Raw genomic sequence first — 20,545 nt, forward strand, 5'->3', positions numbered from 1 at the left:
CGCATCCCAGCCTATCGGATGTGAACCGGGGGAACGATGTCGGTCCCCCGGCCGCGGGTCCCCATTGTTGCCTCATGTGTCATCCCGGATGCGGAGCGGACGCGGCCCGCGTAGCGTCGCCGTCATCCACCGACCCCAGGAGATCACCGTGTCCCGTCCGTTCCGTCCCGCCCGCCCCGTCGAGGAGCGATCGGCCGCGGAGTGCATGTGCCACGTGGGAGGTCCCTGCACCTCGTACCAGCCCGGACACGCCCTGCACCTCGTGCAGGCACGCCTCGCCGCCGCGACCCCGGGCGAGTGGGTCGACGGGTTCGTCGTGAACGCCGATCCGGATGCGGGCGTCCTCACCGTGCGCACGCTCGAGGGCGTCGTGACGACGTTCGAGAACGCCGCCGGCGCCGCGGCGTCCGTCGCCCGCGACGAGCCGGTCGCGGTGCACGCCCGCTACCGCGTGCTCGCCGTCGGCCGCCGCCGGTTCAACCTGCGTGAGATCGGCTGATCCGCCGCTCAGGCGGCCATCGACTCCTTGACGGCCATGCAGGCGTCCATGCACGCCTGACAGGCCTGTGCGCACATCTGGCACACGGCGTCGCCGGTGTGCTCCATGCACTCGTCCATGCACATCTGGCACATGGCGATGCAGGCGTCGAGCATCGCCATCATGACCGGCGGCGTCATGCCCTGCATGCGGAGCATCGACCGCATCATCGTGTGGCACATGTCGGCGCAGTTCATGCATGCGGGAGCGCACGACATCATCTCCATCGCGCACATCGTGCACGCCTGCTCGCAGGCGGCGCACGCATCCATGCAGGCCTGCATCATCGTCATGTCCATCGTGGCACCGCCGGGCATCGACATCATCTCGTCGGACATCACGCCCATCATCATCGCGTCCATGGTTCGCCTCCGGTCTCTCGTTCGTCCCGCGGGCGGGGCCGCCCGCACGCGCCCAGGCTATGCGTCTGAGTGTGCCCTCGGGAAGACCTGGTTAGGCTCGCATCGTGACCGCACACCCGACTCGCAGACTCCCCCGCTCGCTCGCCTGGATCGCCGCCGTCGCCCTGGCCGGCGCGGCCGTGCTGTTCGGCGCACAGCCCGCTTCCGCCCACGACACGCTGATCTCGACCGATCCGGCCGCGGGCTCGACCGTCCAGGCCCTGCCCGCGCAGGTGACGCTCGCCTTCAACGCCGTCGTGCTCGACGAGCCGGGCGGAACGATCGTCCAGGTGCAGGATGCCGCCGGCACCTCCCTCACGGCCGGCGATCCCGTGGTGTCGCAGAACACCGTGACGCAGCCGCTCAGCGGCACCGCGTCCGGCGAGGTCACCGTCACCTGGCGCGTGGTCTCGAGCGACGGCCACCCGGTCTCGGACTCGTTCTCGTTCACGGTCGCCGGCGCCGCCTCCCCCTCCGCGGCTCCTGCGACCCCGCCGGCCTCCTCGGCTCCGGCGCCGACCGCGACGACCGAGCCGACCGCCAGCGCGGCGCCGATCTCGGCCTCCGCCGGCGGCGGATCCGACGTCCTGCCGTGGGTCATCGGAGGCATCGTCGCGGCCGCTGCCATCATCGCCGTGATCGCGCTCATGGTCGCTCGCGCACGACAGGGAAAGGACACCGTCCGCAACCGCACCGAGGGACGCGACGATCTCGGCGGGCGATAGGCTTTGAGCATGCCTCACTACGACGTCGTCATCCTTGGCGCGGGCCCCGGCGGCTATGTCGCAGCAGTCCGCAGCGCGCAGCTCGGCCTCTCGGTCGCGATCATCGAAGAGAAGTACTGGGGCGGTGTCTGCCTGAACGTCGGCTGCATCCCCTCGAAGGCGCTGCTCAAGAACGCCGAGCTCGCCCACACCTTCGCGCACAAGGCGAAGATGTTCGGCATCGAGGGCTCCGTCACCTTCGACTACGGCGTCGCGTTCGACCGCAGCCGCGAGGTCGCCGACGGCCGCGTCAAGGGCATCCACTTCCTCATGAAGAAGAACAAGGTCACCGAGTACTCGGGACGAGGAACCTTCGTCGACGCGCACTCGATCGATGTCGCGAAGACCGACGGCACGACCGAGCGCGTCACCTTCGACAACGTCATCATCGCGACCGGGTCGACCGTGCGCCTGCTCCCCGGCGTCTCGCTCAGCGAGAACGTGGTGACCTACGAGGAGCAGATCCTCTCGCGCGAGCTCCCCTCCTCGATCGTCATCGTGGGGGCGGGCGCCATCGGCATGGAGTTCGCCTACGTCATGTCGAACTACGGCGTGAAGGTCACGATCATCGAGTTCCTGGACCGGGCGCTTCCCAATGAGGATGCCGACGTCTCCAAGGAGATCGCGAAGCAGTACAAGAACTACGGGATCGACATCCTGACCTCGACCAAGGTCGAGTCCGTCGTCGACAACGGGTCCTCCGTCACCGTGACCTACACCGGCAAGGACGGGGCCCGCGCCTCGATCGACGCCGACAAGGTGCTCATGTCGGTCGGGTTCGCGCCCAACGTCTCCGGGTACGGCCTCGAGAACACCGGCGTCAAGCTCACCGAGCGCGGCGCGATCGAGATCGACGACTTCATGCGCACGAACGTCGAGGGCGTCTACGCCATCGGCGACGTCACCGCGAAGCTGCAGCTCGCCCACGTGGCCGAGGCCCAGGCCGTGGTCGCGGCCGAGACCATCGGCGGCGCGGAGACCATGGCGCTCGGCGACTACCGCATGATGCCGCGTGCGACGTTCTGCTCGCCGCAGGTGGCCTCGTTCGGCCTCACCGAGGCGCAGGCGCGCGAGACGGGCCGCGAGATCAAGGTCGCGACCTTCCCCTTCATGGCCAACGGCAAGGCGCACGGTCTCGGCGAGCCCGTCGGCTTCGTCAAGCTCATCGCCGACGCCGAGCACCTCGAGCTCCTCGGCGGCCACATGATCGGCCCCGACGTCTCCGAGCTCCTCCCCGAGCTGACACTCGCCCAGAAGTGGGACCTGACGGCCCTGGAGCTCGCCCGCAACGTGCACACGCACCCGACGCTGTCGGAGGCGCTGCAGGAGGCGTTCCACGGCCTCGCCGGTCACATGATCAACTTCTGAGGCTCCCCGAACGATGAGAGGCGCGCCGCCCACGAGGGCGGCGCGCCTCTCATCGTCGGTCCGGGCAGGCTCAGAGGCCGAGGGTACGGGCGAGCTTCGAGTCGGACGCCGCGACACGACCGCCCGCGGCGGCGACGAGGCCGTCGACGGCCTCGAAGAACGCGGCCTGCCACTGCGGGTCGTCGGGAGCTGCCGGGCCGAGCTCGACCTCCCACTCGCGCCAGGAGGTGACCCGGCCGGTGCGCTCGGCGGTCGCGGTGACGTGATCGTCGACCATCTCGGCCACGACCGCGCCGTCGGCGTCGCGGAGCGCGTAGGCGATCCGGCGGTTGCGGATGCGGGCGAGCGGTGTGAACGGACCCGTCGCCGTGTCGGCGAGCAGGGCCGCGAGCTCTGCGGGGACGTCGTCGCCGTCGCCGAGCGGCCAGTGCCACTCGTGTCGACCCTCCACGCCGGAGACCTTGACGTGCCAGCCCTCATCCGGTCCGCCCGTGCGCCGACGGAGCGCGGTGCGCGCCCGCCCGAGGGCCAGGTCGTCGGTGTCGAGGTAGCGCGCGTCGAGCTCGCGCACCTCCGCCTCGTCGACCCGCGAGACGCCGGGCAGGACCGCCCAGTCCGGCAGCGCGACCGAATCGTCGACGTCGTAGCTGCGCTCGATCTCGACGCTGTGCGCCGGTTCGGCTCGGCTCACTCGTCGCGACCGTCGGGGTCGGGGTCGATGTCCTCCGTCGCCTCGACGTAGGCGAACGACGCCTCGGTCGGACCGTCGCCGGAACCCGTGTGGATGTCGTCGCCCTCCCGACGGTAGACGAGCTGCCCCTCGCCGTAGGGGACGATGTAGGCGTCGTCGACGGTGTCGTCGAGGGGGATCACCTGCCCGTCGAGCGGGCCTCCGGAAAGACGTGCGATAGCCATGGACCCAGCGTAGCGAGCGGTGCCGACACGGGTCCGGCCCTTTACAATCGGGCGGGTGAAGCCCTTCGTCCTGCTCGCGACCCGTGCCGAGGACGGTCCGGCCGACGAGGAGTACGAGCTGTTCCTGCGACACACGGGCCTGCGCGAGTCGGAGCTCCGCCGCATCCGGATGGAGGCCGGCCCGCTGCCGGACCTGGACCTCGACGGGCTCTCGGGCATCTTCGTCGGCGGCGGTCCTTTCAACGCCTCGGATCCCGAGGCGGCGAAGTCGCACGTGCAACGGCGCGTCGAGGCCGAGTTCGACGTCCTGCTGGATCGGGTCCTGGCGCGCGACTTCCCGTTCCTGGGCGCCTGCTACGGCGTGGGGACCGTGGGGGCGCACGAGGAGGCGGAGATCGACCGCACCTACGGGGAGCCGATCTCGATCGTGCCGGTCACCCTCACCGCCGACGGCCGCGCCGACCCCCTCTTCGCCGGGATGCCGGCCTCCTTCGCCGCGTTCGTCGGCCACAAGGAGGCGGTCCGGCGCCTGCCCTCGCACCTGACGCTCCTCGCCTCTTCCCCGACCTGCCCCGTCCAGGCGTTCCGCGCCGGGACGAACGTGTACGCGACGCAGTTCCACCCCGAGCTCGACGTGGACGGGATCACGACCCGCATCCACGCCTATGCCGGATTCGGCTACTTCGCCGCCGACGAGCTCGATCACACGCTCGCCGCTGTCCGGAGGACGTCCGTGACCGAGCCGTCGCGGATGCTCCGCACCTTCGTCGGACGCTACGCCCGCTGATCCCGGGCGGACTTGCGGGGCGCGGCCGCCGTGACACGCTCCTCGTGTTCCGCCTCCTGCGCCGCACGCAGCTCGTCCGCCGCCGCCTGGACGGCGGCCTCGGCGCGCCGCACGCGCCGCTGCGCGAACGTCGCCGCCCCGTACCGCTCGCGCACCCTGTCCTCGTGCTCCTCGGCGCCGGTGACGATGTAGGCGGCGGCGATGAGGATGACCTGTGCCGACAGGTTGAGCCACAGCAGCAGGGCGATGAGGGAGGCGAAGGTGGCCAGCAGCGGGTTGGCGGCGGCGCCGCCGACGAACAGGCCCGAGAGCCGCTGCAGGACCACCAGGCCCACGCCGCCCCAGAGCGCGCCCGTCCAGAGCGCCCGGGCCGGCGCCCGGACGCCGGCGAGAAAGCGGAACGCGACGACGATCGTCACGGTGTTCAGCGCGAGCATCACCACGAGCGTGGCGGCCTGCCCGGCAGCCTGCGCGATCCAGGAGTCCGACGAGAGGCCGAGCCAGCCCGTCACGGTCGCGATCGACAACGACGCGACGAAGCCGACGACGGCGGAGGCGACCAGGAGCGCACCGAGGATGACCGCCAGCAGGAGGTTGCGCAAGAGCACCCAGAGGAAGAACGTGTCGTCGTGCACCTTGCCCGCGATCGTGCGGAACGCGGCCCGCAGCGACCCGATGGCCCCGATGGCCGCGCCGACCAGACCGATGATCGAGACGATCCCGGCCGTGGCGAGCCCGCTCGAGGCGGCACCGAAGTCGATGACGTCACCGATGCCGGGGATCGTGCGCTGGATCGCCTCCTGCAAGGCCTCCAGCGCGTCGGGGTTCCCCGCCAGCCACAGCCCGGCGAACGAGAAGCCGAGCAGCACGGCCGCGAAGAGACTGAACAGCGCACGGTAGGTGACGCTGTCGGCGAGCGCCGGCCCGCGGCTCTCGCTGTAGCGCAGGAAGGCACGCACCGCCGTGCGCTGCAGGGCCCAGGCGATGATCCGCGGGATCGGGCCCGGACGCGCGCCGGAGGGGGCGGGGATGTCGCGCTCGCTCATGCGTTCACGCTAGCGCCGGTCGGCCCGCGGCACGGATGCGCTTGACAGCGGCGTGCACCGCGCTCAGGTCGGCAGCGCGTGCGAGGCGATGCCGATCCAGGCGCCCAGCAGCATCCAGGGCCCGAACGGGATGCGGGTGCGCCGGTCGCCGCGCCGGGTCGCGAGCACGACGAGCGAGAACATCCCGCCGACGAGGAATCCCGCGACCGCGCCGATCAGCAACGGATCCCAGCCGAGATAGGCGAGGAGGAGGCCGATGAGCCCGGCGAGAGTGACGTCTCCCCCGCCCAGTCCCCCCGGCTGCGCCAGCCGCAGCGCCAGGTAGAAGGCGAACAGGGCGAGCATGCCCCCGAGCGCCCGCAGGAACGCCCCGCCGTCGCCCCGGGCGACCGAGGCCGCTCCCAGCAGCAGCCAGGCGACCGGGTAGGAGGGCAGCACGATCGCATGCGGCAGCCGGTGGACGCGCAGGTCGATGAGGGCGAGCACGACGCTCACGACGGCGAAGGCCGCGTAGGCGACGAGCGTCGCGAGGTCCCCGACGTCCATGGTCAGCGCCCGTAGTGCGGAGCCAGGTCGTCCGGCTCGCCCCAGGGCTCGGGGGGCTGGTCCTCCCGCACCGCCGCGCGGAACCGCCCCCGCGGCCAGCTGGCGGCGAACGTCGGCACGACGCGCCACACCCGGCGGGCGAGCGCCCGCACCGAGGTGATCGGCCGCGCCGACACCGGCATCCGCAGATCCCTGTCCCATCGGACGCCGTCGGACGCGCGCAGATGGATGGTCAGGTCGAGGTCGTCGTGGACGCGGGCGTCGTCACGCCGGACCTCTGTGCGCACGCGTTCCCAGATCGCGGTCCGCATCGCGAAGTTCGACCCGAACACGAGCGGGATCCCCAGCCAGGCCTTGACCCAGAACCGGCCCCCGCCGATGTACCAGTGCGCGCCGAGGTACGCCCGCACGGGATCGACGTCGTAGAACTGTGCGCCGCCGGTGAGCACACCGAGCCCGGGGTCGGCGAGGAAGGCCCGCTCGATGCGCGCGATCCAGTCCGGGTGCGGCCGCGAATCGGCGTCGATCCGGGCGATCACGTCCGCGCGGTCACGGACCAGGTCGTAGCCGGTGGCCGCGGCCGGCCAGATCCCGACCCGCGGCTGCTCCGCCAGCTCGACCCCGTGTCGACGCGCGACGTCGGCGGAGTCGTCGGTGCTCGCGTTGTCGACCACCAGCACGAGATCCGCCGGCCGGGTCTGCGCCGCGAGCGCCGTCAGACAGGCATCGAGCATATGGGCGTCGTCACGACACGGGATGACGACCGCGATGCGGATCGGGCTCGGCACAGCCTCACCCTACCCGCGGCTGCGGGGACTCAGCCCGTGATGTACACAGGCGTTCCGAGCGGCAGCTGCGACAGCCGGGCGGTTGTCGCCGCATCCACGCGGATGCAGCCGTTGGAGATCGCCCCCGAGCGGTCGTCGTGATAGTGCAGCGCCGTGACCGCCACGGCGGCGCCGTCGAAGCCCGCAAGGGTGGGCGACTGGATGCCGAGGTAGATCAGCGGATTGCCGCGCGTGTAGCCGAAGGCGGGCACGACCGCGGTGTGCATGATGAACGTCCTCCCGAGCGGCGTCGGCGTGCCGTCCGCGCCGGAGCCGAAGTCGGTCGCCACCGTCTCCACCCCGGCAGGGGTCACGATCGCGATGGTGCGCGTCGAGAGATTGACCTCGACGTGCGCGTCGTTGCTCTGCACGACGACGTCCGCCGCGCGCAGCCACCCCGTGAGCTGGGCGGGGTTGCCCTCGGGAGGGGTCCCCTGCCGGCCGCTGAGCATGACACGGACCCAGTTGTCCTCGCGCCGGATGACGGGGACGGTCGTGCCGCCGAAGGTGAGAGCGGCCGGCAGCACGGCGACCGGCTTCCCGCCGGGCTCGGCGAACACCGGGATCGCGTCCGTCGCGGGGTGGGCCATGAGGCCGGTCGGGGCGCCGCGCGGATCGTCGTCGACCGGGAGCGCGGGGTTGACGGCGAACACATCGGCGGTCGGCAGGCCCGCGAGGTCGTACGCCGCCGTGTCGGCGGCGGGCCCGGTCGGGGTGGGCGCCGGCGTGGGCGAGGCGGCGACGGTCGGGGTCACCGTCGACGCGGGCGCCGCCACGGCCGGCGGAGCGCTGCGCGAGACTGCGACGCCGATGCCGAGCGCGCCCGCGGCGGCGACCACGATCGCGGCGGCGATGGCCAGCGGGACGACGCGGCGGCGTGCGCTCGAGACGGGAGGCATGCTTCCATGGTCGCCTCCGATCCCCCACCGTGCAATCCGATGCGGCGTGGCGGGCTCGCTCAGCCGGCGCGAGGACGGCGGATCGCCGCGGAGCCGACCGCGACGGCCGTGCCGATGAGGACCCCGATCACGGTGTCCAGCACGCGGTCCCGCAGCAGCTGGGCGGGATCGGCGGGCACCGCCAGCTCGATCATGAGCAGCGCGAGCGGGGTGATGAAGACCATCGCGATGCCGTAGTTGCGGCTGATGAAGAGCTCGGCACCCATCTGGCACAGGACGGCGACGGCGATGGTCGCGACCGGGGGCAGGTGGAGGGAGAGGAGCCCGGCCGCGACGAGGACGCCCGCGAGCGTGCCCGCGAGCCGCTGCACGCCCCGCGCGATGCGGGCGTTCACGTGCGGGCCGCCGAGCGCCGCGACGGCGGCGACCATCGCCCAGTACCAGTGCGTGCCGACGAAGGTGAGCCCCGCGATGCCCGCGAGCGCGGCGCCGACCCCCACGGTCGCCGCGACGACGGCGTCGACGGGTGCGGGACGCCGTTCCGCGGGCGCGAGGAGGACCCTCGGCCCGCGCCGGACCGCGGCGATCGTCGCCGTCACGAGCACGCTGAACACGGCGCCGGCGCCGCCGACCACGAGAACCTCGACGAAGCCGAGCGGGTCCGCCGGCAGGGTCGCCGTGGCCCCCGCCGCGAACACCGCGAACAGGGCCCCCGGCGGGTGCCAGCGCGCCGCCTGCGCGAGGGCGGTCACGGCAGCGGCGACGGCGGCCACCACGATGACGGAGACGATGGCGGGAACGCCGGACACGGCGAGCGCGGTGCCGATGAGCATGGCGGCGATCATCGTCCCGCCCGCGGCCAGCTGCATCCGGACCCTGTCCGCGTAACGGTCGAACCGACCGTAGAGCCCGGCGAACGCGCCGAAGGTCGCGTAGACGCTGAGGTCGAGCCGGCCGAGGGCCCACAGTGCGAGCAGCGGAACCGCGACGCTCACGGCGGCGCGGATCGCGACGCGGTGGTCACCGCGGTGGGGGGCGATGCGGACGGTTCCGGTCCAGATCCGCTGCAGTCGATCGCCCACCTCCCGATGGTAGCCCGGCTCCCTGCTCCCCCGGCCGCGCCCTCGTTCGCCGCGCGCGTGCGCCCCGCGCCCGGACGCCGGGTAGGCTCGCGGCATGCACTGGACGGATGAGGCGGCGGAGCAGCTCGAGAAGATCCTGCACGACCCGCTGGCGGACGCCGTGAGGGGCCAGGCCGAGGTCGTCTCCGTCTCCGCGCCGTCGGGCCGCGGCCGCTACCAGGAGGCGACGGTCGAGCTCGAGCTCTCCGCGCCGGGGCTGCCCGGAAGCCGGATCACGACGACCGGCGTGTTCGCCGTGAAGGCGTGGCCGACCGTCGGCTTCCGTGCGCCCGCCAGGGTCCCGCCCTCCGATCCGGCCTCGGCCGAGGTCGACTGGAGCGCGCTCGCCGGCTGAGCACGCGCCCGCGCTTCGCGCGCGGTGGACGCGGTCCCCCCCGGGCGTCTCGGCGCTAAGGTCGATGCCACCGGCGAAGGGGGCCTGGGGTGGAACGGGTGGACACGATCGTGGTCGGCGCCGGCGTGGCGGGGCTCGCCGCCGCTCGCGTGCTCGCCGGGGCGGGCCGGCGCGTGGCGGTGCTCGAGGCCCGTGACCGCGTGGGGGGACGGGTCTGGACCGTCCGCGACGGCGACGAGGCGACGGATCTCGGCGCCTCCTGGATCCACGGCGTCGCCGGCAGCCCGGTCGCCGCCGCCGCCGAGGCGCTCGGCATGCGCACGGTGGAGTTCACGGTCGGCGGCTACCAGCCCGACAGCCGCCCCATCGCCTACTACGGTCCGGACGCTGCGCGGCTGACGGATGCCGAGGCGCGGCGGTTCGCGGACGACATCCACGCCGTCGACGCCACGCTCGGCCCCGTCATCGCCCGCTCGCCGAGCCATGCCTCCTACCGCGACGTGACGGAGGAGGCGCTCGGCGCGCAGGGGTGGGACGCACAGCGCATCGAGCGGGTGCGCGAGTACCTGCAGCACCGCAGCGAGGAGCAGTACGGGGTAGCGATCGAGGACCTCGCCGCCCACGGTCTGGACGACGACGCGATCGACGGCGACGAGGTCGTGTTCCCGGACGGGTACGACGCGCTTCCCCGCGCGCTCGCCAGCGGACTCGACATCCGGCTCTCGACGCCCGTCTCGCACCTGCGGTGGTCGCCCGCGGGCGTCGAGGCGACGACGTCCGCGGGCGTCCTCTCTGCCGCGCACGCGATCGTGACGCTGCCGGTGGGCGTGTTGCGATCGGGGGACGTCGTGATCGAGCCGCCGCTGCCGGAGCCGGTCGCCGGAGCTCTCTCACGGCTCGAGATGAACGCCTTCGAGAAGGTGTTCCTGCGCTTCGACACGCGGTTCTGGGACGAGGACGTGTACGCGATCCGGCAACAGGGGCCGGCGGGGGCCTGGTGGCATTCCTGGTACGACCTCACGGCGCTGCACGGGACGCCCACGCTGCTGACCTTCGCGGCCGGTCCCGCGGCCAGGGCGGTGCGCGCCTGGTCGGACCGGCGCATCGCGGACGCGGTGCTCGCCCCGCTGCGCCGACTGTACGGCGAGCGGGTACCCGGTCCCCGGCGCGTGCACGTCACCCGTTGGCAGGACGATCCCTTCGCTCGCGGTTCCTACGCCTACATGACGCGGGGATCCACGACCGCGGACCACGACGACCTGGCGACCCCCGTCGGCGGGGTCCTCCACCTGGCGGGCGAGGCGACCTGGACGGACGATCCCGCGACCGTCACCGCCGCCCTGTGCTCGGGCCATCGCGCCGCATGCCGCGTGCTGGGCACGGCCCTCCCGATCCGACGGGTCTGGCGGGACGCCCCCGCGGCACCCTGAGCCGCGCGGGCGGACGTCCGGGGCCGACACGACCGGAGTAGGTTGTGAGGGTGACCTTACCCACGCCTCGTTTCACGCTCGAGCGGCACCCCCTCGACCTGCGATTCCGGTTCGCCCGACTTGTGGAGCGCGTGTCGCTGAGCCCCGACTACGTGCGACTCCGTGTCGGCGGCGGCGATCTGGAGGGGTTCGGCGCGGCGAGCGCGGACGACGACCACGTGCGGCTCTTCTTCCCCTCGGAGGACGTCGACACGGTCGACGCGATGCGCGCGCAGCCGAGCCGTGAGTTCACGCCGCTCGCGTGGGGCGGGTCCGGCGAGCGGGCGTGGCTCGACCTGGAGTTCGCGCTCCACGGCGACGACGGCGTCGCCGGCGTGTGGGCGGCCACCGCCCCGATCGGCGCACAGATCGGTGTCGGCGGGCCGCGGGGGACGATCGCGATCGATGGCGAGCCCGATGCCTGGTTCCTCGCCGCGGACGAGACCGCGATCGCACAGGTCCGCCGCTACTGCCGACGGATGTCGCCATCGAGCACGGGGCGCGTGCTCATCGAGGTGGCGGACGCCGCGCGCGAGCTCGCGATCGAGTCCCCCGTCCCGGTGGAGTTCGTGCACCGCGGCGCTGACGCGCCGGGCTCCGCCCTCATCCGCCGCCTCGAGGCGCTCGATGCCGTCGACCGACCCGGCGGGGACGTGTTCGTCTTCGTCGCCGCGGAGCAGTCGATCGTCAGGACGGGCAGGGCGCTCGCACTGGAGCGGTGGGGGCTCGACGCCGAGAAGGTCGTCATCAAGGGGTACTGGAAGTCGGAGGAGACCGGCGCGAGCTTCCACGCCGCGCACTGACGGCGCTCGCCCGGCCCCCGGCATCCGGGACCGGGCGAGCGCGCGTCTCAGCGCTGGGGCCGAGCGCGGCGGGCGAGCAGGAGCCCGCCCCCGACGAGGACGAGCAGCACGGCCCACGCCACGCCGGGTGCCGGGTCGGAGCCGCCGGTGACGGCCAGCTGGCGCCCGGAGACGGTGCTGACCGGCGCCTGGGTCGACGTCGACGTCACCTCGAACGCGGCCCATCCGACGAGCGTGCCGGAGGCGTCCTGGACGGCGACCCGGTGCGGCCCCGCGCCGATGCCCTGCGGCAGCGTGAGCGCGACCGTGCCGGTCGCGGACGACCGCGACCACCCGAGCGGCGTCGGCGACGAGTAGGCCGTGAGGTGGAACCAGGCGTCCGGCGCCAGGCCCGAGACCGTGAGGGTGCCGCCCGCGAATGCGGCGGTGATGCCGCCGCGCGGCAGACCGTCGAGCTGGGAACCCTCCGCGACCGGAGCGGCCGGGGCGCCGTCGGGCGCGGGAGTCGCCGTGCCCTCCCCGGGTCCCGGCCCGGTCGAGGGCTCGGGGCGAGGGATCGATCCGGTCAGGGTGACGGCGTCGCTCGTGGCGCTTCCGGCGCGGCTGGTCGCCCGTGCCCGAAGCGTCTGCGTGCCCGCCGCGACGTCCTCGACGCGCAGCACGGACGTCGTCGCCCCGGCGATGTCGATCCAGGTGTCGCCGACGAGCTGCTGCCAGGTCACCTCGGGGGCGGGGATGCCGTCCGCCGCGACCTCGAAGGTGGCGGCGCCGCCCGCGGCGACGGTGACCGGCACGGGCTGCGCGGTGATCAGGGGCGCGGAGTCGGCGAAGTGCTGCGCGCCGTCGGCCAGCGGGTCGGTCGCGCTGACGACCGCCCCCTCGCGCGAGGCGGCGACGGTGGTCGCGGCGAAGGACGCCGTGATCTGCCGGGGCGCCTTCTCCGGGTCCCTCGAGTTGCCCGTGGTCAGGAACCACCCGCGCAGGTCGTCGTCGAGGTAGTCCAGGAACGAGGCCGGGTAGCTGTGCGTGTAGGTGCGCGCATCGCCCAGCCCGGGCTTCACGTAGGGGCGGTCGGCCCACTCCGGCGTGCAGGCGAACCGGAACGTGCCGTCCGCGTCCGCCACCGGGGCGGCACCGGTGAACGTCGCGACGACCACGCGGCGCGCGCCTCCGCTGTCCTTGTTGCCCTGTGCGCCGCCCATGCCGCCGCCGTTGTTCCACGAGACCTCCGCCGTGAGCGTGCCGCGTCCCTCGCCGTCGATCGCCAGGTAGGGGTTCGTGAAGGTGAGATGGAGACCGTTCAGCCCGCCGTAGGGGCGATAGATCGCGCTGCCCTCCCAGACCGCCTGGAACTCCCCCGTGAGGGGGTCACGCCATCCGCTGCCGCCGTCGAAGACGAACCCGCGGTCCGCGAGACGGACGCCCGGGCCCGAGACTGCGCGCGCCCAGTCCCGGCCGTAGTCGTTGAGGTCGAAGGTCGCCTCGACGTTCGCGAGGCTCACCGCGCCCTCCGGAGCCGCGCCGACCACGGGCGCCGGCGCCGGCGCCACCGTCAGCAGAGCCGCCTCCGACGTCGTGGAGAGCCCGTTCGCCGTGAAGACGGCACGGAACCGGCTGCCGCTGTCGCCGAGCGTCGCGGGCAGCGACAGCGTCGTGGAGGAGCCCCCCGCCACCGCCGTCCAGGTCGTGCCGTCCGAGGACCGCTCCCAGGAGATCGCGGGCGCGGGGTCGCCACTGGCCGCGGCCTGGAAGGTCGCCGTGGTGCCGGCGACGGCGTGGGCCGGGGCGGGGTGCCGCGTGATGACCGGCGCGCCGTCGGACTGCGGCGGCGTGACGAGCGAGATGGTCTGCACCGGACCGGTCACGGATCCGAGCGCGCTGGTGAAGCGGGGCCGCCAGCTGGCACCGTATCCGCTCGAAGGGAGGGACACGGCGTACTCGCCCTGTCCGAACGTGCTCCAGGCGAGCGGCACCGGGACCTGCTCGGAGCGGAAGGAGGGGGCGACGCCGTCGAGCGGCGCGGGGAGCGCCGGCCGCTCGGCGACGACGTCCCCGGTGTCGGGGACGGCCGTCTCCCAGGTCGCGCCGCGCGCGGCCCAGTGGGCGCCGCCGTCGAGACTGTACTCCCACACTCCGTCGACGTCGCCGGACGCGTAGGCGGACATCGACCAGTCCATCGGATCGCCGACCCTCTCGGGTGACGAGATCGTCGCCTCCGCCGGGACCGGGGCGAGCAGATAGGCATCGGTGTAGCGATAGGTGGCGTCGCCGGCCGCCGCGATGAAGCTCGACGCGTGCTCGTACCACCTCCCGCTGGTGAGCGATCCCTCGACGATGCGGATCCCGTCGAACGACCGCGACGGGCGCTCGTCACCCTCCCCCACGGGGAAGCGACGGACCGTGTGGCCGTCGGCGGTGACGATCACGAGCTCGTCGAAGGCGTCCTTGACGTCGAGGGCACGCGGCGCGGCGTCGAGCGAGAGCGAGCGACGCACGATCGGCGCGCCGTCGGCATCCGTCTCGACGAGGACGACGTTCCCGGAGGCGTCGGCCAGCGCGACACGGGCGCCGTCGACGCGCACCCGCGCAGGCACGCCGACGCCCGGCAGATCCGTCGACCGCGCCGTGGCGGGGTCGTAGATCGAGACGACGTCGACGCCGCCCTCTCGGAAGGAGAAGAGGCTGCCGGTGTCGGGCGACATCGCGAACGTCCGCGTCCCGGCGCCGCGCAACGGCAGCGTCACGGCGCTGCGGACCGGGCGGAGCGCGTAGGAGATGCGCTGCGCCGAGTACGTGCCGTCGTCGGCGCGGTGAACCGCGAGCAACCCGCTGGAGGCGCCGTCGAGGAGGACCAGACGGGCGGGGTCGACGGCGGTCCCGGTGGGCTCGTCGACGGTCGCGCCCCGGAGCGAGTCCTGGCCGGTCGCGGTCACGCGCAGCAGCCGTGGCGCTCCCTCACGCGTTCCCCGGAGGAAGACCACGAGACGGCCGCCGTTGTCGTCGTCGTTGACCTGGGTGATCGCGACGACGGTGTCCAGCCGCCCCGTGAGGTCGAGTGCCGAGCGCACCTCGCCCGTCTCGGAGCCGACGACCTCGACGCGCACGCCGTTCGCGGGATCCACGACGGCCCGCAGACCGCTCCCGCCGAGGGCGAGCGGCCCCGTCCCGTCGCTGCGGGCGTAGGTGATCGTCGCGTTCGCGGAGACCGCGGAGCGCGCGAGGGGCGTCGTCTCGAAGACGGAGAGCGATGCGGGGGCAGTGGCTGCGTCCGCCGTCGCGGGAGCGGCGACGGAGGCGAGGAGCCCGACGATGCCGATCATGGCGAGCGGCAGACGTCGGGACGATGGAGCACGTGACACGGGAACCTCTCAGATGGGGAGGTTCTTAGGTTAGCCTAACCTTTCTCATGGCCCGCGACCTGCGTCAGTGCGAGGATGTTCCGAACGCGACGTCGATGAGCATCGCGGCCGCCGCCCGGGCCTGACTCGCCGCATCCGGGGTGCCGGCGATCGCCGCCGTCGTCTGCGCCCCTTCGGCGAGGATCGCGAGCTGGGGCGCCAGCGACTCCGGCCCCCCGGCGTCCCGTACGAGACCGGCGACGTATCGCTGGAAGTCGGACTTGTGCGCACGGACGACGCGTGCCACGTCCGCATTGGCGGCGCCGAGCTCGCCGAAGGCGTTGATGAATCCGCAGCCCCGGAAGTCGGCCTCGTCGAACCAGCCGGCGAGGTAGTCGTAGACGGCGAGCAGACGCTCACGCGCGTCCTCGATCCGCTCCACCGCGGTCGTCACGCCGTCCACCCACATGCGGTGGCGCTTCTCGAGCACCGCGACGATCAGATCGTCCTTGGAGGGGAACTCCTTGTACAGGGCGCGCAGCGAGACCCCCGCCGCGTCGCGCACGGCGTCCATCCCGACCTGGCCGATCCCCCTCCTGTAGTAGAGGGCGTCGGCAGCATCGACGATACGGAGGCGGAGGTCGGTCACGTCGACAGTCTACTTGACGCGAGAACGATCGTTCTCTAGAGTTCCCAAAGACGGTGAGAACGATCGTTCTCACCGCGTCGACACCCCACGAAAGGGAGACGATCATGTCCGGAAACCCGCACGCCCTCGCCCTCGAACCCGCTGCGCAGGAGTTCGTCGATGCGACCAGCGAGCCGCCCTTCCTCTATCAGCTGCCGCCCGCCGAGGGTCGGGCCGCGGTCGACCAGGTGCAGGACGCCCCGATCTTCCTGCCCGAGATCGACGAAGAGTGGATCGAGGTGCCCGGTGGCCCGAGCGGCTCGGTGCGGGTGCGGATCGTCCGCCCGCGCGGCGCCACCGGCGCACTGCCCGTCGTGCTCTACCTCCACGGTGCCGGGTGGGTGTTCGGCAACGCACACACGCACGACCGCCTCGTCCGCGACCTGGCGGTCGGGGTCGGCGCGGCCGTCGTCTTCCCCGAATACGATCGATCGCCCGAGGTGCGCTACCCGCACGCGATCGAGCAGGCATGGGCGACCGCACGGTGGATCGTCGATACGGGAGCATCGAAGGACCTGGATGCCGCCCGCGTCGCCGTGGCCGGCGACTCGGTGGGCGGCAACATGTCGGCCGCGCTGACCCTGCTCGCCAAGGAACGCGGGGGCCTCGACCTCGCCGCACAGGTCCTGTTCTACCCGGTGACGGACGCCGCCTTCGAGACCGAGTCCTACGACCGGTTCGCCGAAGGCTACTTCCTCTCGCGCGAGGGGATGCGGTGGTTCTGGGACCAGTACACGACGAGCGACGCCGACCGCGCTCAGATCACCGCCTCGCCCCTGCGAGCCAGCCTCGAGCAGCTCGCCGGCCTTCCGCAGGCGCTCGTGATCACCGCCGAGGCCGATGTGCTGCGCGATGAGGGCGAGGCGTATGCCGCCAAGCTGCGCCGCGCGGGCGTGCCGACGACCGCGGTGCGGTATCAGGGGATCGTGCACGACTTCGTGATGGTCAACGCACTGCACGACACGCAGGCGGCCAAGGCCGCCGTCGCTCAGGCGGTGGGCTTCCTCTCCGAGGCGCTGGCCTGAGCGACCCGTGCCGCCCCCGCGCCGTGCACCGGCCGAGGGCGGCACGCGGACCCGCCCTCGCCGACGGGCGACGCGCCACCGCTACGCGGGCGTCGAGCGGTCCCCCGCGAGCAGGAGCTGCGGCATCTGGGCGAAGGACCAGGACCCGCCGCCGTTCGGCGCGAAGCACCAGACCAGATCGAACCGATCGTCCGGCCATGCGTCGGGCGGGGCCGGGTCGACGGCGCCCAGGTGCGCGACGATCGCGGGAATCGCCTCGTGCTCCCACGAGACGAGCGTGGGCGAGGTGACGCGCCGCAGCCGCTCGGCGAGGTCCTTCTCCTGCCCCTTGGCCAGATCGGTCGCGAGCGTGACACCCAGTGCTGCGGCGAGCGGTGCCACGGTCTGCGCCGGCCGTCTGCTCGCGCCGGCCGGGTTCGCGGCGATGACGGCCGCGGGTCGCGAGAGCCCGGTGCGCACCGGCACGGGCCCCGCCGCCGTGCGCGGATCGAACAGGTCGACCAGCGCGCCCGCGCGCGTCCAGCCGGTGACGGTGAGCGAGTGGTCGTCCGCAGCGCCCGAGGGAAGCACTCCGAGCGTCCCACCGTCATCCGGCTTCTCGCCGTGGCGGATGAGCATGACCAGCGGCCCGGCGTTGCCCGGCGACGTCCCCTCGGCGGCGACGTCCGGCGATGTCCCCGATGCGCAGCCCGCCAGGAGCAGCCCCGCTGCCGCCGTGCCCGAGACGAGGAACGCGCGTCGTGTCTGCATCCGCCCACTGTGCGCGTCGCGGCTATGCGTTCACCGCGGGGCGGCCCCTCAGTGCAGCGAGGCGTCGGGCGCGCCGACCCGCCAGTCGTAGAACGGCACCTCGAGTCCGCCGCGGGTCGGCGCGCAGAGGAAGGGCCCCGCGGTCACGCCGCGCCGCGCGTCGAGGGGCAGCAGCCGCACGAGCTGCCAGGCCGCGTCCTCGACGCGCGCACGCACCGTGAGCGCGTCACCGGCCCAGCTCACGCGGAACGTCACACGCCGGTCGAGCCACTCCGGAGCCGGTGTCGCCGACCAGTCCGAGCGACCGTGCGTGACCACCGCGCCGATCGCCGGCACCCCGTCCGCGAACTCGATGCCCGCCTTGACCCAGTGCTCGTCGGACGCGCGGACGAAGATGCCCGCCTGGTCGAACTGCGTCGTCAACGGCGTGCCGAACTCGACCTCCATCGCGCTGTCGTGCTCGAAGGGGACCACGAGGGCGTGCTCGCTGTCGTGGACGAAGCCGTAGGCCGTGTGACGCCATGCATCGCTGCCTTCGACGGCGGTGACCAGGAGCGCGCCGTCGTGCGTCCTTCGGGTCGCGACGGGCGGATGCGTCCACGCGCCCGCTCGCCAGTCGATGCGCCGCGTCGCCTCTGAGTCACCGGTCCGAGCCATGGCTTCGACCGTACCGAGATGTGCGCCGCTTCACGACCCGCCGCGCAGGGACACGAGGACGGAGGCCGTGGCTCAGGGGCGGCGAGCGCGCGGCCGTGGCTCAGGGGCACGAGTAGAGCGTGAATCCGAGCGCCTGAGAGGATCCGCCGCGCGACCCGGCGTCGGCGTCGCGGCTGCGGACCCCGGCGCGGGCCGAGGACGCGGCATCCCCGTCGTCACGCACGGAGACCTGCTCGTGCGACGACTGGTCCGCGACCGGCCCCTCGCCCACGGGGGACTCCCAGGACTGCACGGTCGCGCACGCGTCGTCGTCGACGGCCTGGCGGACGGGGTCGTTCTGCGCGGCATGGTCCTTCACGACGACGAGATGGACCTCCCCGGAGGCGAGGAGCGAACGCACCTGCGCCTCCGTGAAGACCTCCGCCTGGCCCGAGTAGCCTCCGTCGGTGAGCACGTCCTGTCCGGTGGCATCGATGAGGGGAGCCGCCACGCTCCACGCATCGGTGATCAGCAGCGGAGCGCCGTCGGATCCGCCCCCGTGCGCGCGGACGTCCGTGAGCAGCTGGCTCATCGACGTCGACAGAGCCGAGTCGCCGCCCCACATCGCGGGTGCCGAGATCGTGAAGCCCGGGGTCTCCGATCCCGAGACCTCGCCGAAGCGCGCCGCCGCGCTGCGGACTCCGACCGAGGCGTCACCCCCCGAGCCGTCGCGCGCGGCATCGAGCACCTGCGCGCTGAAGAGCGCCGGCCCCGCCACGACGGCGATCAGCGCGGCTGCGGCGAGCGCGGGCGCCCCGCGACGAGAGGCCGGGACCGGCCCGCGCACGGCCGCGGCGACGGCAGCGAGGAGGCCGAGGGCGAACAGCACGTACATCGGCGCCGCGAGCGCGATCGGCATCTCCCCCGCGGCCGCGAGCACGGCGCCCCAGACCCCCTGCACCAGGATGAGGGCGGGGAGCACGCACCGCGCGGCGACGTGCGGGGAGCGTCGGAGCCGGAGCCCCTCGGCCGCCGCGAGTGCCGTGAGGAGCGTGAGCTGGACGCCGAGAGCCGCGAGATATGCCGTGTGCGGCATGCGCGCGGCCGAGAGCACGCCCGCGGCCGTCACGAGCCACACCGACAGCGTGACGACGCTCGCGAAGCCGACTCGATCGGCCGGGGTGCGCGCGGCCGCGGCCCGACGCGGCCACCACCGCCAGAGCCCGAGGGCGATCCCGGCGAGCGCTGCCGGGTACAGCCAGCCGATCTGCGTCGTGTACAGCGGATCGAGGAGCTTGACGAAGGAGTCCTGCGGGCCCGTGCCGTGGCCCGCGCCACCGCCCGCCTCCACGGCGCCGGCGACGGCGTTGGGCAGCAGACGGTCGATGCCGTTGTACCCGAAGACCATCGCGAAGACGTCGTCGTTCGTGGAGCCGTCGACGAAGGGTCGTGAGGATGCGGGGATGAGCTCCACGACCACCATCCAGGCGATCGAGGAGACCACCGCGGCACCGGTCACCGTCGCGGCGCGCCCGATCCTGCGGCCCCAGGGACAGCCGAGCGCGAGCAACGTGCCGAGGGCGAGCGCGGGCAGGAGGAACCAGGCCTGCATCATCTTGGCCTGGAATCCGATCCCCACGAACAGCCCGGCCAGCAGCAGCGGCCACCAGCGCGCCGTGAGAGCCGCGCGCTGCCACCACACGAGCGCGACGGCGAGCGACATCGTCAGCAGGCCGTCCTCCATCGGGTGCCCGAACATCGAGACGAAGATGGGCGTCGAGGCGGCGGCCGCCGCGGCGAGAAGCCCGCCCGCACGGCCGAGCCAGCGCAGGGCCACGAGCGAGCATGCCCAGACGGTGACGAGTCCTTCGACGACCTGCGGCAGCGCGAGAGCGGACGTCGAGTCGCCGAAGAGGCGGAGGCTGAGCGCCTGCGGCACCGCGAATCCGCTCAGCTTGTCCAGGGTCACGGTCGCGCCCGGGTCGAACGCTCCGAAGAAGAGCGCCTTCCACGACTCCGACATCGATCGGGCGGACGCCTCATAGAAGGCGAAGTCGCCGCCGCGGGCGAGGTTCCAGGACATGAGCACCATGGCGGCCAGGAGGATGGCGGCGAGCGTGAGGCGCGCCCACCAGGACTCGCGCCACCAGCGCGGAAGAGTCGCGTGTTCGGACACGACGGCGAACGTAGGGGCGCCCGCTCGGGGCTTTCCCTGTGCGAGCTATCCGCGGGATGTGAGCGACCAGGTCCGGCCCGAGGCACTCTCGGA

21 protein-coding genes are annotated in these 20,545 nt (G+C 73.1%); 8 read left to right on the forward strand and 13 right to left on the reverse strand.

The window, feature by feature from the left end; translation table 11 throughout:
- Nucleotides 1-148: 148 nt before the first annotated feature.
- Nucleotides 149-499: a hypothetical protein gene (locus QE381_RS05235; protein WP_307216088.1), complete on the forward strand. Its 351-nt coding sequence runs from the start codon at nt 149-151 to the stop codon at nt 497-499.
- Nucleotides 500-507: 8 nt separating this feature from the next.
- Here the strand turns inward: QE381_RS05235 and QE381_RS05240 are convergent, their stop codons facing one another.
- Nucleotides 508-900 carry a hypothetical protein gene (locus QE381_RS05240; RefSeq protein ID WP_307216090.1) on the reverse strand — a complete coding sequence of 131 codons (393 nt, stop codon included), beginning with the start codon at nt 898-900 and terminating at the stop codon, nt 508-510.
- Between the two features lie 104 nt (nt 901-1,004).
- On the opposite strand from QE381_RS05240, the gene QE381_RS05245 reads away from it, so the two are divergent.
- Nucleotides 1,005-1,664 carry a copper resistance CopC family protein gene (locus QE381_RS05245; RefSeq protein WP_307216092.1) on the forward strand — a complete coding sequence of 220 codons (660 nt, stop codon included), beginning with the start codon at nt 1,005-1,007 and terminating at the stop codon, nt 1,662-1,664.
- A gap of 9 nt (nt 1,665-1,673) precedes the next feature.
- Complete coding sequence (gene lpdA / locus QE381_RS05250; protein WP_307216094.1) at nt 1,674-3,071, forward strand: dihydrolipoyl dehydrogenase; 1,398 nt, start codon at nt 1,674-1,676, stop codon at nt 3,069-3,071.
- 70 nt (nt 3,072-3,141) lie between these two features.
- Here lpdA and QE381_RS05255 read toward each other — a convergent pair whose 3' ends face one another.
- Entirely contained in the window at nt 3,142-3,762 is a 621-nt protein-coding gene (locus tag QE381_RS05255; RefSeq protein WP_307216096.1) for a CYTH domain-containing protein, read from the reverse strand.
- Nucleotides 3,759-3,986, reverse strand: a complete 228-nt coding sequence (locus QE381_RS05260) for a response regulator (RefSeq protein WP_307216098.1) — start codon at nt 3,984-3,986, stop codon at nt 3,759-3,761. Before QE381_RS05260 ends, QE381_RS05255 begins: the two co-directional genes overlap by 4 nt.
- Nucleotides 3,987-4,041: 55 nt before the next feature.
- On the opposite strand from QE381_RS05260, the gene QE381_RS05265 reads away from it, so the two are divergent.
- Nucleotides 4,042-4,773: a glutamine amidotransferase gene (locus tag QE381_RS05265; protein ID WP_307216100.1), complete on the forward strand. Its 732-nt coding sequence runs from the start codon at nt 4,042-4,044 to the stop codon at nt 4,771-4,773.
- Here the strand turns inward: QE381_RS05265 and QE381_RS05270 are convergent.
- The 5 genes from QE381_RS05270 to QE381_RS05290 all read right to left on the reverse strand — a co-directional run bounded on the left by QE381_RS05270 (nt 4,761) and on the right by QE381_RS05290 (nt 9,173).
- Entirely contained in the window at nt 4,761-5,819 is a 1,059-nt protein-coding gene (locus QE381_RS05270) for a YihY/virulence factor BrkB family protein (protein ID WP_307216102.1), read from the reverse strand. The genes QE381_RS05265 and QE381_RS05270 overlap by 13 nt on opposite strands.
- A gap of 63 nt (nt 5,820-5,882) precedes the next feature.
- Nucleotides 5,883-6,365: an A24 family peptidase gene (locus QE381_RS05275; RefSeq protein WP_307216104.1), complete on the reverse strand. Its 483-nt coding sequence runs from the start codon at nt 6,363-6,365 to the stop codon at nt 5,883-5,885.
- A 2-nt stretch (nt 6,366-6,367) separates the two neighbouring features.
- Entirely contained in the window at nt 6,368-7,153 is a 786-nt protein-coding gene (locus tag QE381_RS05280) for a glycosyltransferase family 2 protein (protein ID WP_307216106.1), read from the reverse strand.
- A gap of 29 nt (nt 7,154-7,182) precedes the next feature.
- Nucleotides 7,183-8,091, reverse strand: a complete 909-nt coding sequence (locus QE381_RS05285) for a L,D-transpeptidase (protein WP_307216108.1) — start codon at nt 8,089-8,091, stop codon at nt 7,183-7,185.
- Between the two features lie 59 nt (nt 8,092-8,150).
- Complete coding sequence (locus QE381_RS05290) at nt 8,151-9,173, reverse strand: FUSC family protein (RefSeq protein ID WP_307216110.1); 1,023 nt, start codon at nt 9,171-9,173, stop codon at nt 8,151-8,153.
- Nucleotides 9,174-9,267: 94 nt separating this feature from the next.
- On the opposite strand from QE381_RS05290, the gene QE381_RS05295 reads away from it, so the two are divergent.
- The 3 genes from QE381_RS05295 to QE381_RS05305 all read left to right on the forward strand — a co-directional run bounded on the left by QE381_RS05295 (nt 9,268) and on the right by QE381_RS05305 (nt 11,839).
- Nucleotides 9,268-9,567: a hypothetical protein gene (locus QE381_RS05295; protein WP_307216112.1), complete on the forward strand. Its 300-nt coding sequence runs from the start codon at nt 9,268-9,270 to the stop codon at nt 9,565-9,567.
- Nucleotides 9,568-9,656: 89 nt separating this feature from the next.
- Nucleotides 9,657-10,997, forward strand: coding sequence for an NAD(P)/FAD-dependent oxidoreductase (locus tag QE381_RS05300; RefSeq protein WP_307216114.1), 1,341 nt, complete (start codon nt 9,657-9,659; stop codon nt 10,995-10,997).
- Between the two features lie 50 nt (nt 10,998-11,047).
- Nucleotides 11,048-11,839: a siderophore-interacting protein gene (locus QE381_RS05305; RefSeq protein WP_307216116.1), complete on the forward strand. Its 792-nt coding sequence runs from the start codon at nt 11,048-11,050 to the stop codon at nt 11,837-11,839.
- 47 nt (nt 11,840-11,886) lie between these two features.
- Here QE381_RS05305 and QE381_RS05310 read toward each other — a convergent pair whose 3' ends face one another.
- Together QE381_RS05310 and QE381_RS05315 are read right to left on the reverse strand one after the other, a co-directional pair.
- Nucleotides 11,887-15,198: a hypothetical protein gene (locus QE381_RS05310; RefSeq protein ID WP_307216117.1), complete on the reverse strand. Its 3,312-nt coding sequence runs from the start codon at nt 15,196-15,198 to the stop codon at nt 11,887-11,889.
- Nucleotides 15,199-15,262: 64 nt separating this feature from the next.
- The gene (locus QE381_RS05315) at nt 15,263-15,826 is read right to left on the reverse strand and encodes a TetR/AcrR family transcriptional regulator (protein WP_307216119.1); all 564 of its coding nucleotides are present in this window, start codon (nt 15,824-15,826) and stop codon (nt 15,263-15,265) included.
- Nucleotides 15,827-15,930: 104 nt separating this feature from the next.
- Here QE381_RS05315 and QE381_RS05320 point away from each other — a divergent pair, with 104 nt between their 5' ends.
- Nucleotides 15,931-16,890 carry an alpha/beta hydrolase gene (locus QE381_RS05320; RefSeq protein WP_307216121.1) on the forward strand — a complete coding sequence of 320 codons (960 nt, stop codon included), beginning with the start codon at nt 15,931-15,933 and terminating at the stop codon, nt 16,888-16,890.
- 81 nt (nt 16,891-16,971) lie between these two features.
- On the opposite strand, the gene QE381_RS05325 is transcribed toward QE381_RS05320, so the two are convergent.
- From QE381_RS05325 to QE381_RS05335, 3 genes are all read right to left on the reverse strand, one after another.
- The gene (locus QE381_RS05325; RefSeq protein ID WP_307216123.1) at nt 16,972-17,640 is read right to left on the reverse strand and encodes a hypothetical protein; all 669 of its coding nucleotides are present in this window, start codon (nt 17,638-17,640) and stop codon (nt 16,972-16,974) included.
- Nucleotides 17,641-17,688: 48 nt separating this feature from the next.
- A complete protein-coding gene (locus QE381_RS05330; RefSeq protein WP_307216125.1) occupies nt 17,689-18,297 on the reverse strand; it encodes a DUF1349 domain-containing protein in 609 nt (202 codons plus the stop codon).
- 100 nt (nt 18,298-18,397) lie between these two features.
- Nucleotides 18,398-20,452: a glycosyltransferase family 39 protein gene (locus tag QE381_RS05335; RefSeq protein WP_307216127.1), complete on the reverse strand. Its 2,055-nt coding sequence runs from the start codon at nt 20,450-20,452 to the stop codon at nt 18,398-18,400.
- Nucleotides 20,453-20,545 lie beyond the last annotated feature (93 nt).

The organism is Microbacterium sp. SORGH_AS_0888 (assembly GCF_030818905.1).
Lineage (GTDB): Bacteria > Actinomycetota > Actinomycetes > Actinomycetales > Microbacteriaceae > Microbacterium.

What these genes read in the sequence shown, in the direction of transcription:
- QE381_RS05240 (WP_307216090.1), bottom strand. Translation starts at nt 900, where the DNA reads ATGGACGCGATGATGATGGGCGTGATGTCCGACGAGATGATGTCGATG.
- lpdA (WP_307216094.1), top strand. Translation starts at nt 1,674, where the DNA reads ATGCCTCACTACGACGTCGTCATCCTTGGCGCGGGCCCCGGCGGCTAT.
- QE381_RS05260 (WP_307216098.1), bottom strand. Translation starts at nt 3,986, where the DNA reads ATGGCTATCGCACGTCTTTCCGGAGGCCCGCTCGACGGGCAGGTGATC.
- QE381_RS05270 (WP_307216102.1), bottom strand. Translation starts at nt 5,819, where the DNA reads ATGAGCGAGCGCGACATCCCCGCCCCCTCCGGCGCGCGTCCGGGCCCG.
- QE381_RS05275 (WP_307216104.1), bottom strand. Translation starts at nt 6,365, where the DNA reads ATGGACGTCGGGGACCTCGCGACGCTCGTCGCCTACGCGGCCTTCGCC.
- QE381_RS05285 (WP_307216108.1), bottom strand. Translation starts at nt 8,091, where the DNA reads ATGCCTCCCGTCTCGAGCGCACGCCGCCGCGTCGTCCCGCTGGCCATC.
- QE381_RS05295 (WP_307216112.1), top strand. Translation starts at nt 9,268, where the DNA reads ATGCACTGGACGGATGAGGCGGCGGAGCAGCTCGAGAAGATCCTGCAC.
- QE381_RS05320 (WP_307216121.1), top strand. Translation starts at nt 15,931, where the DNA reads ATGTCCGGAAACCCGCACGCCCTCGCCCTCGAACCCGCTGCGCAGGAG.
- QE381_RS05325 (WP_307216123.1), bottom strand. Translation starts at nt 17,640, where the DNA reads ATGCAGACACGACGCGCGTTCCTCGTCTCGGGCACGGCGGCAGCGGGG.
- QE381_RS05330 (WP_307216125.1), bottom strand. Translation starts at nt 18,297, where the DNA reads ATGGCTCGGACCGGTGACTCAGAGGCGACGCGGCGCATCGACTGGCGA.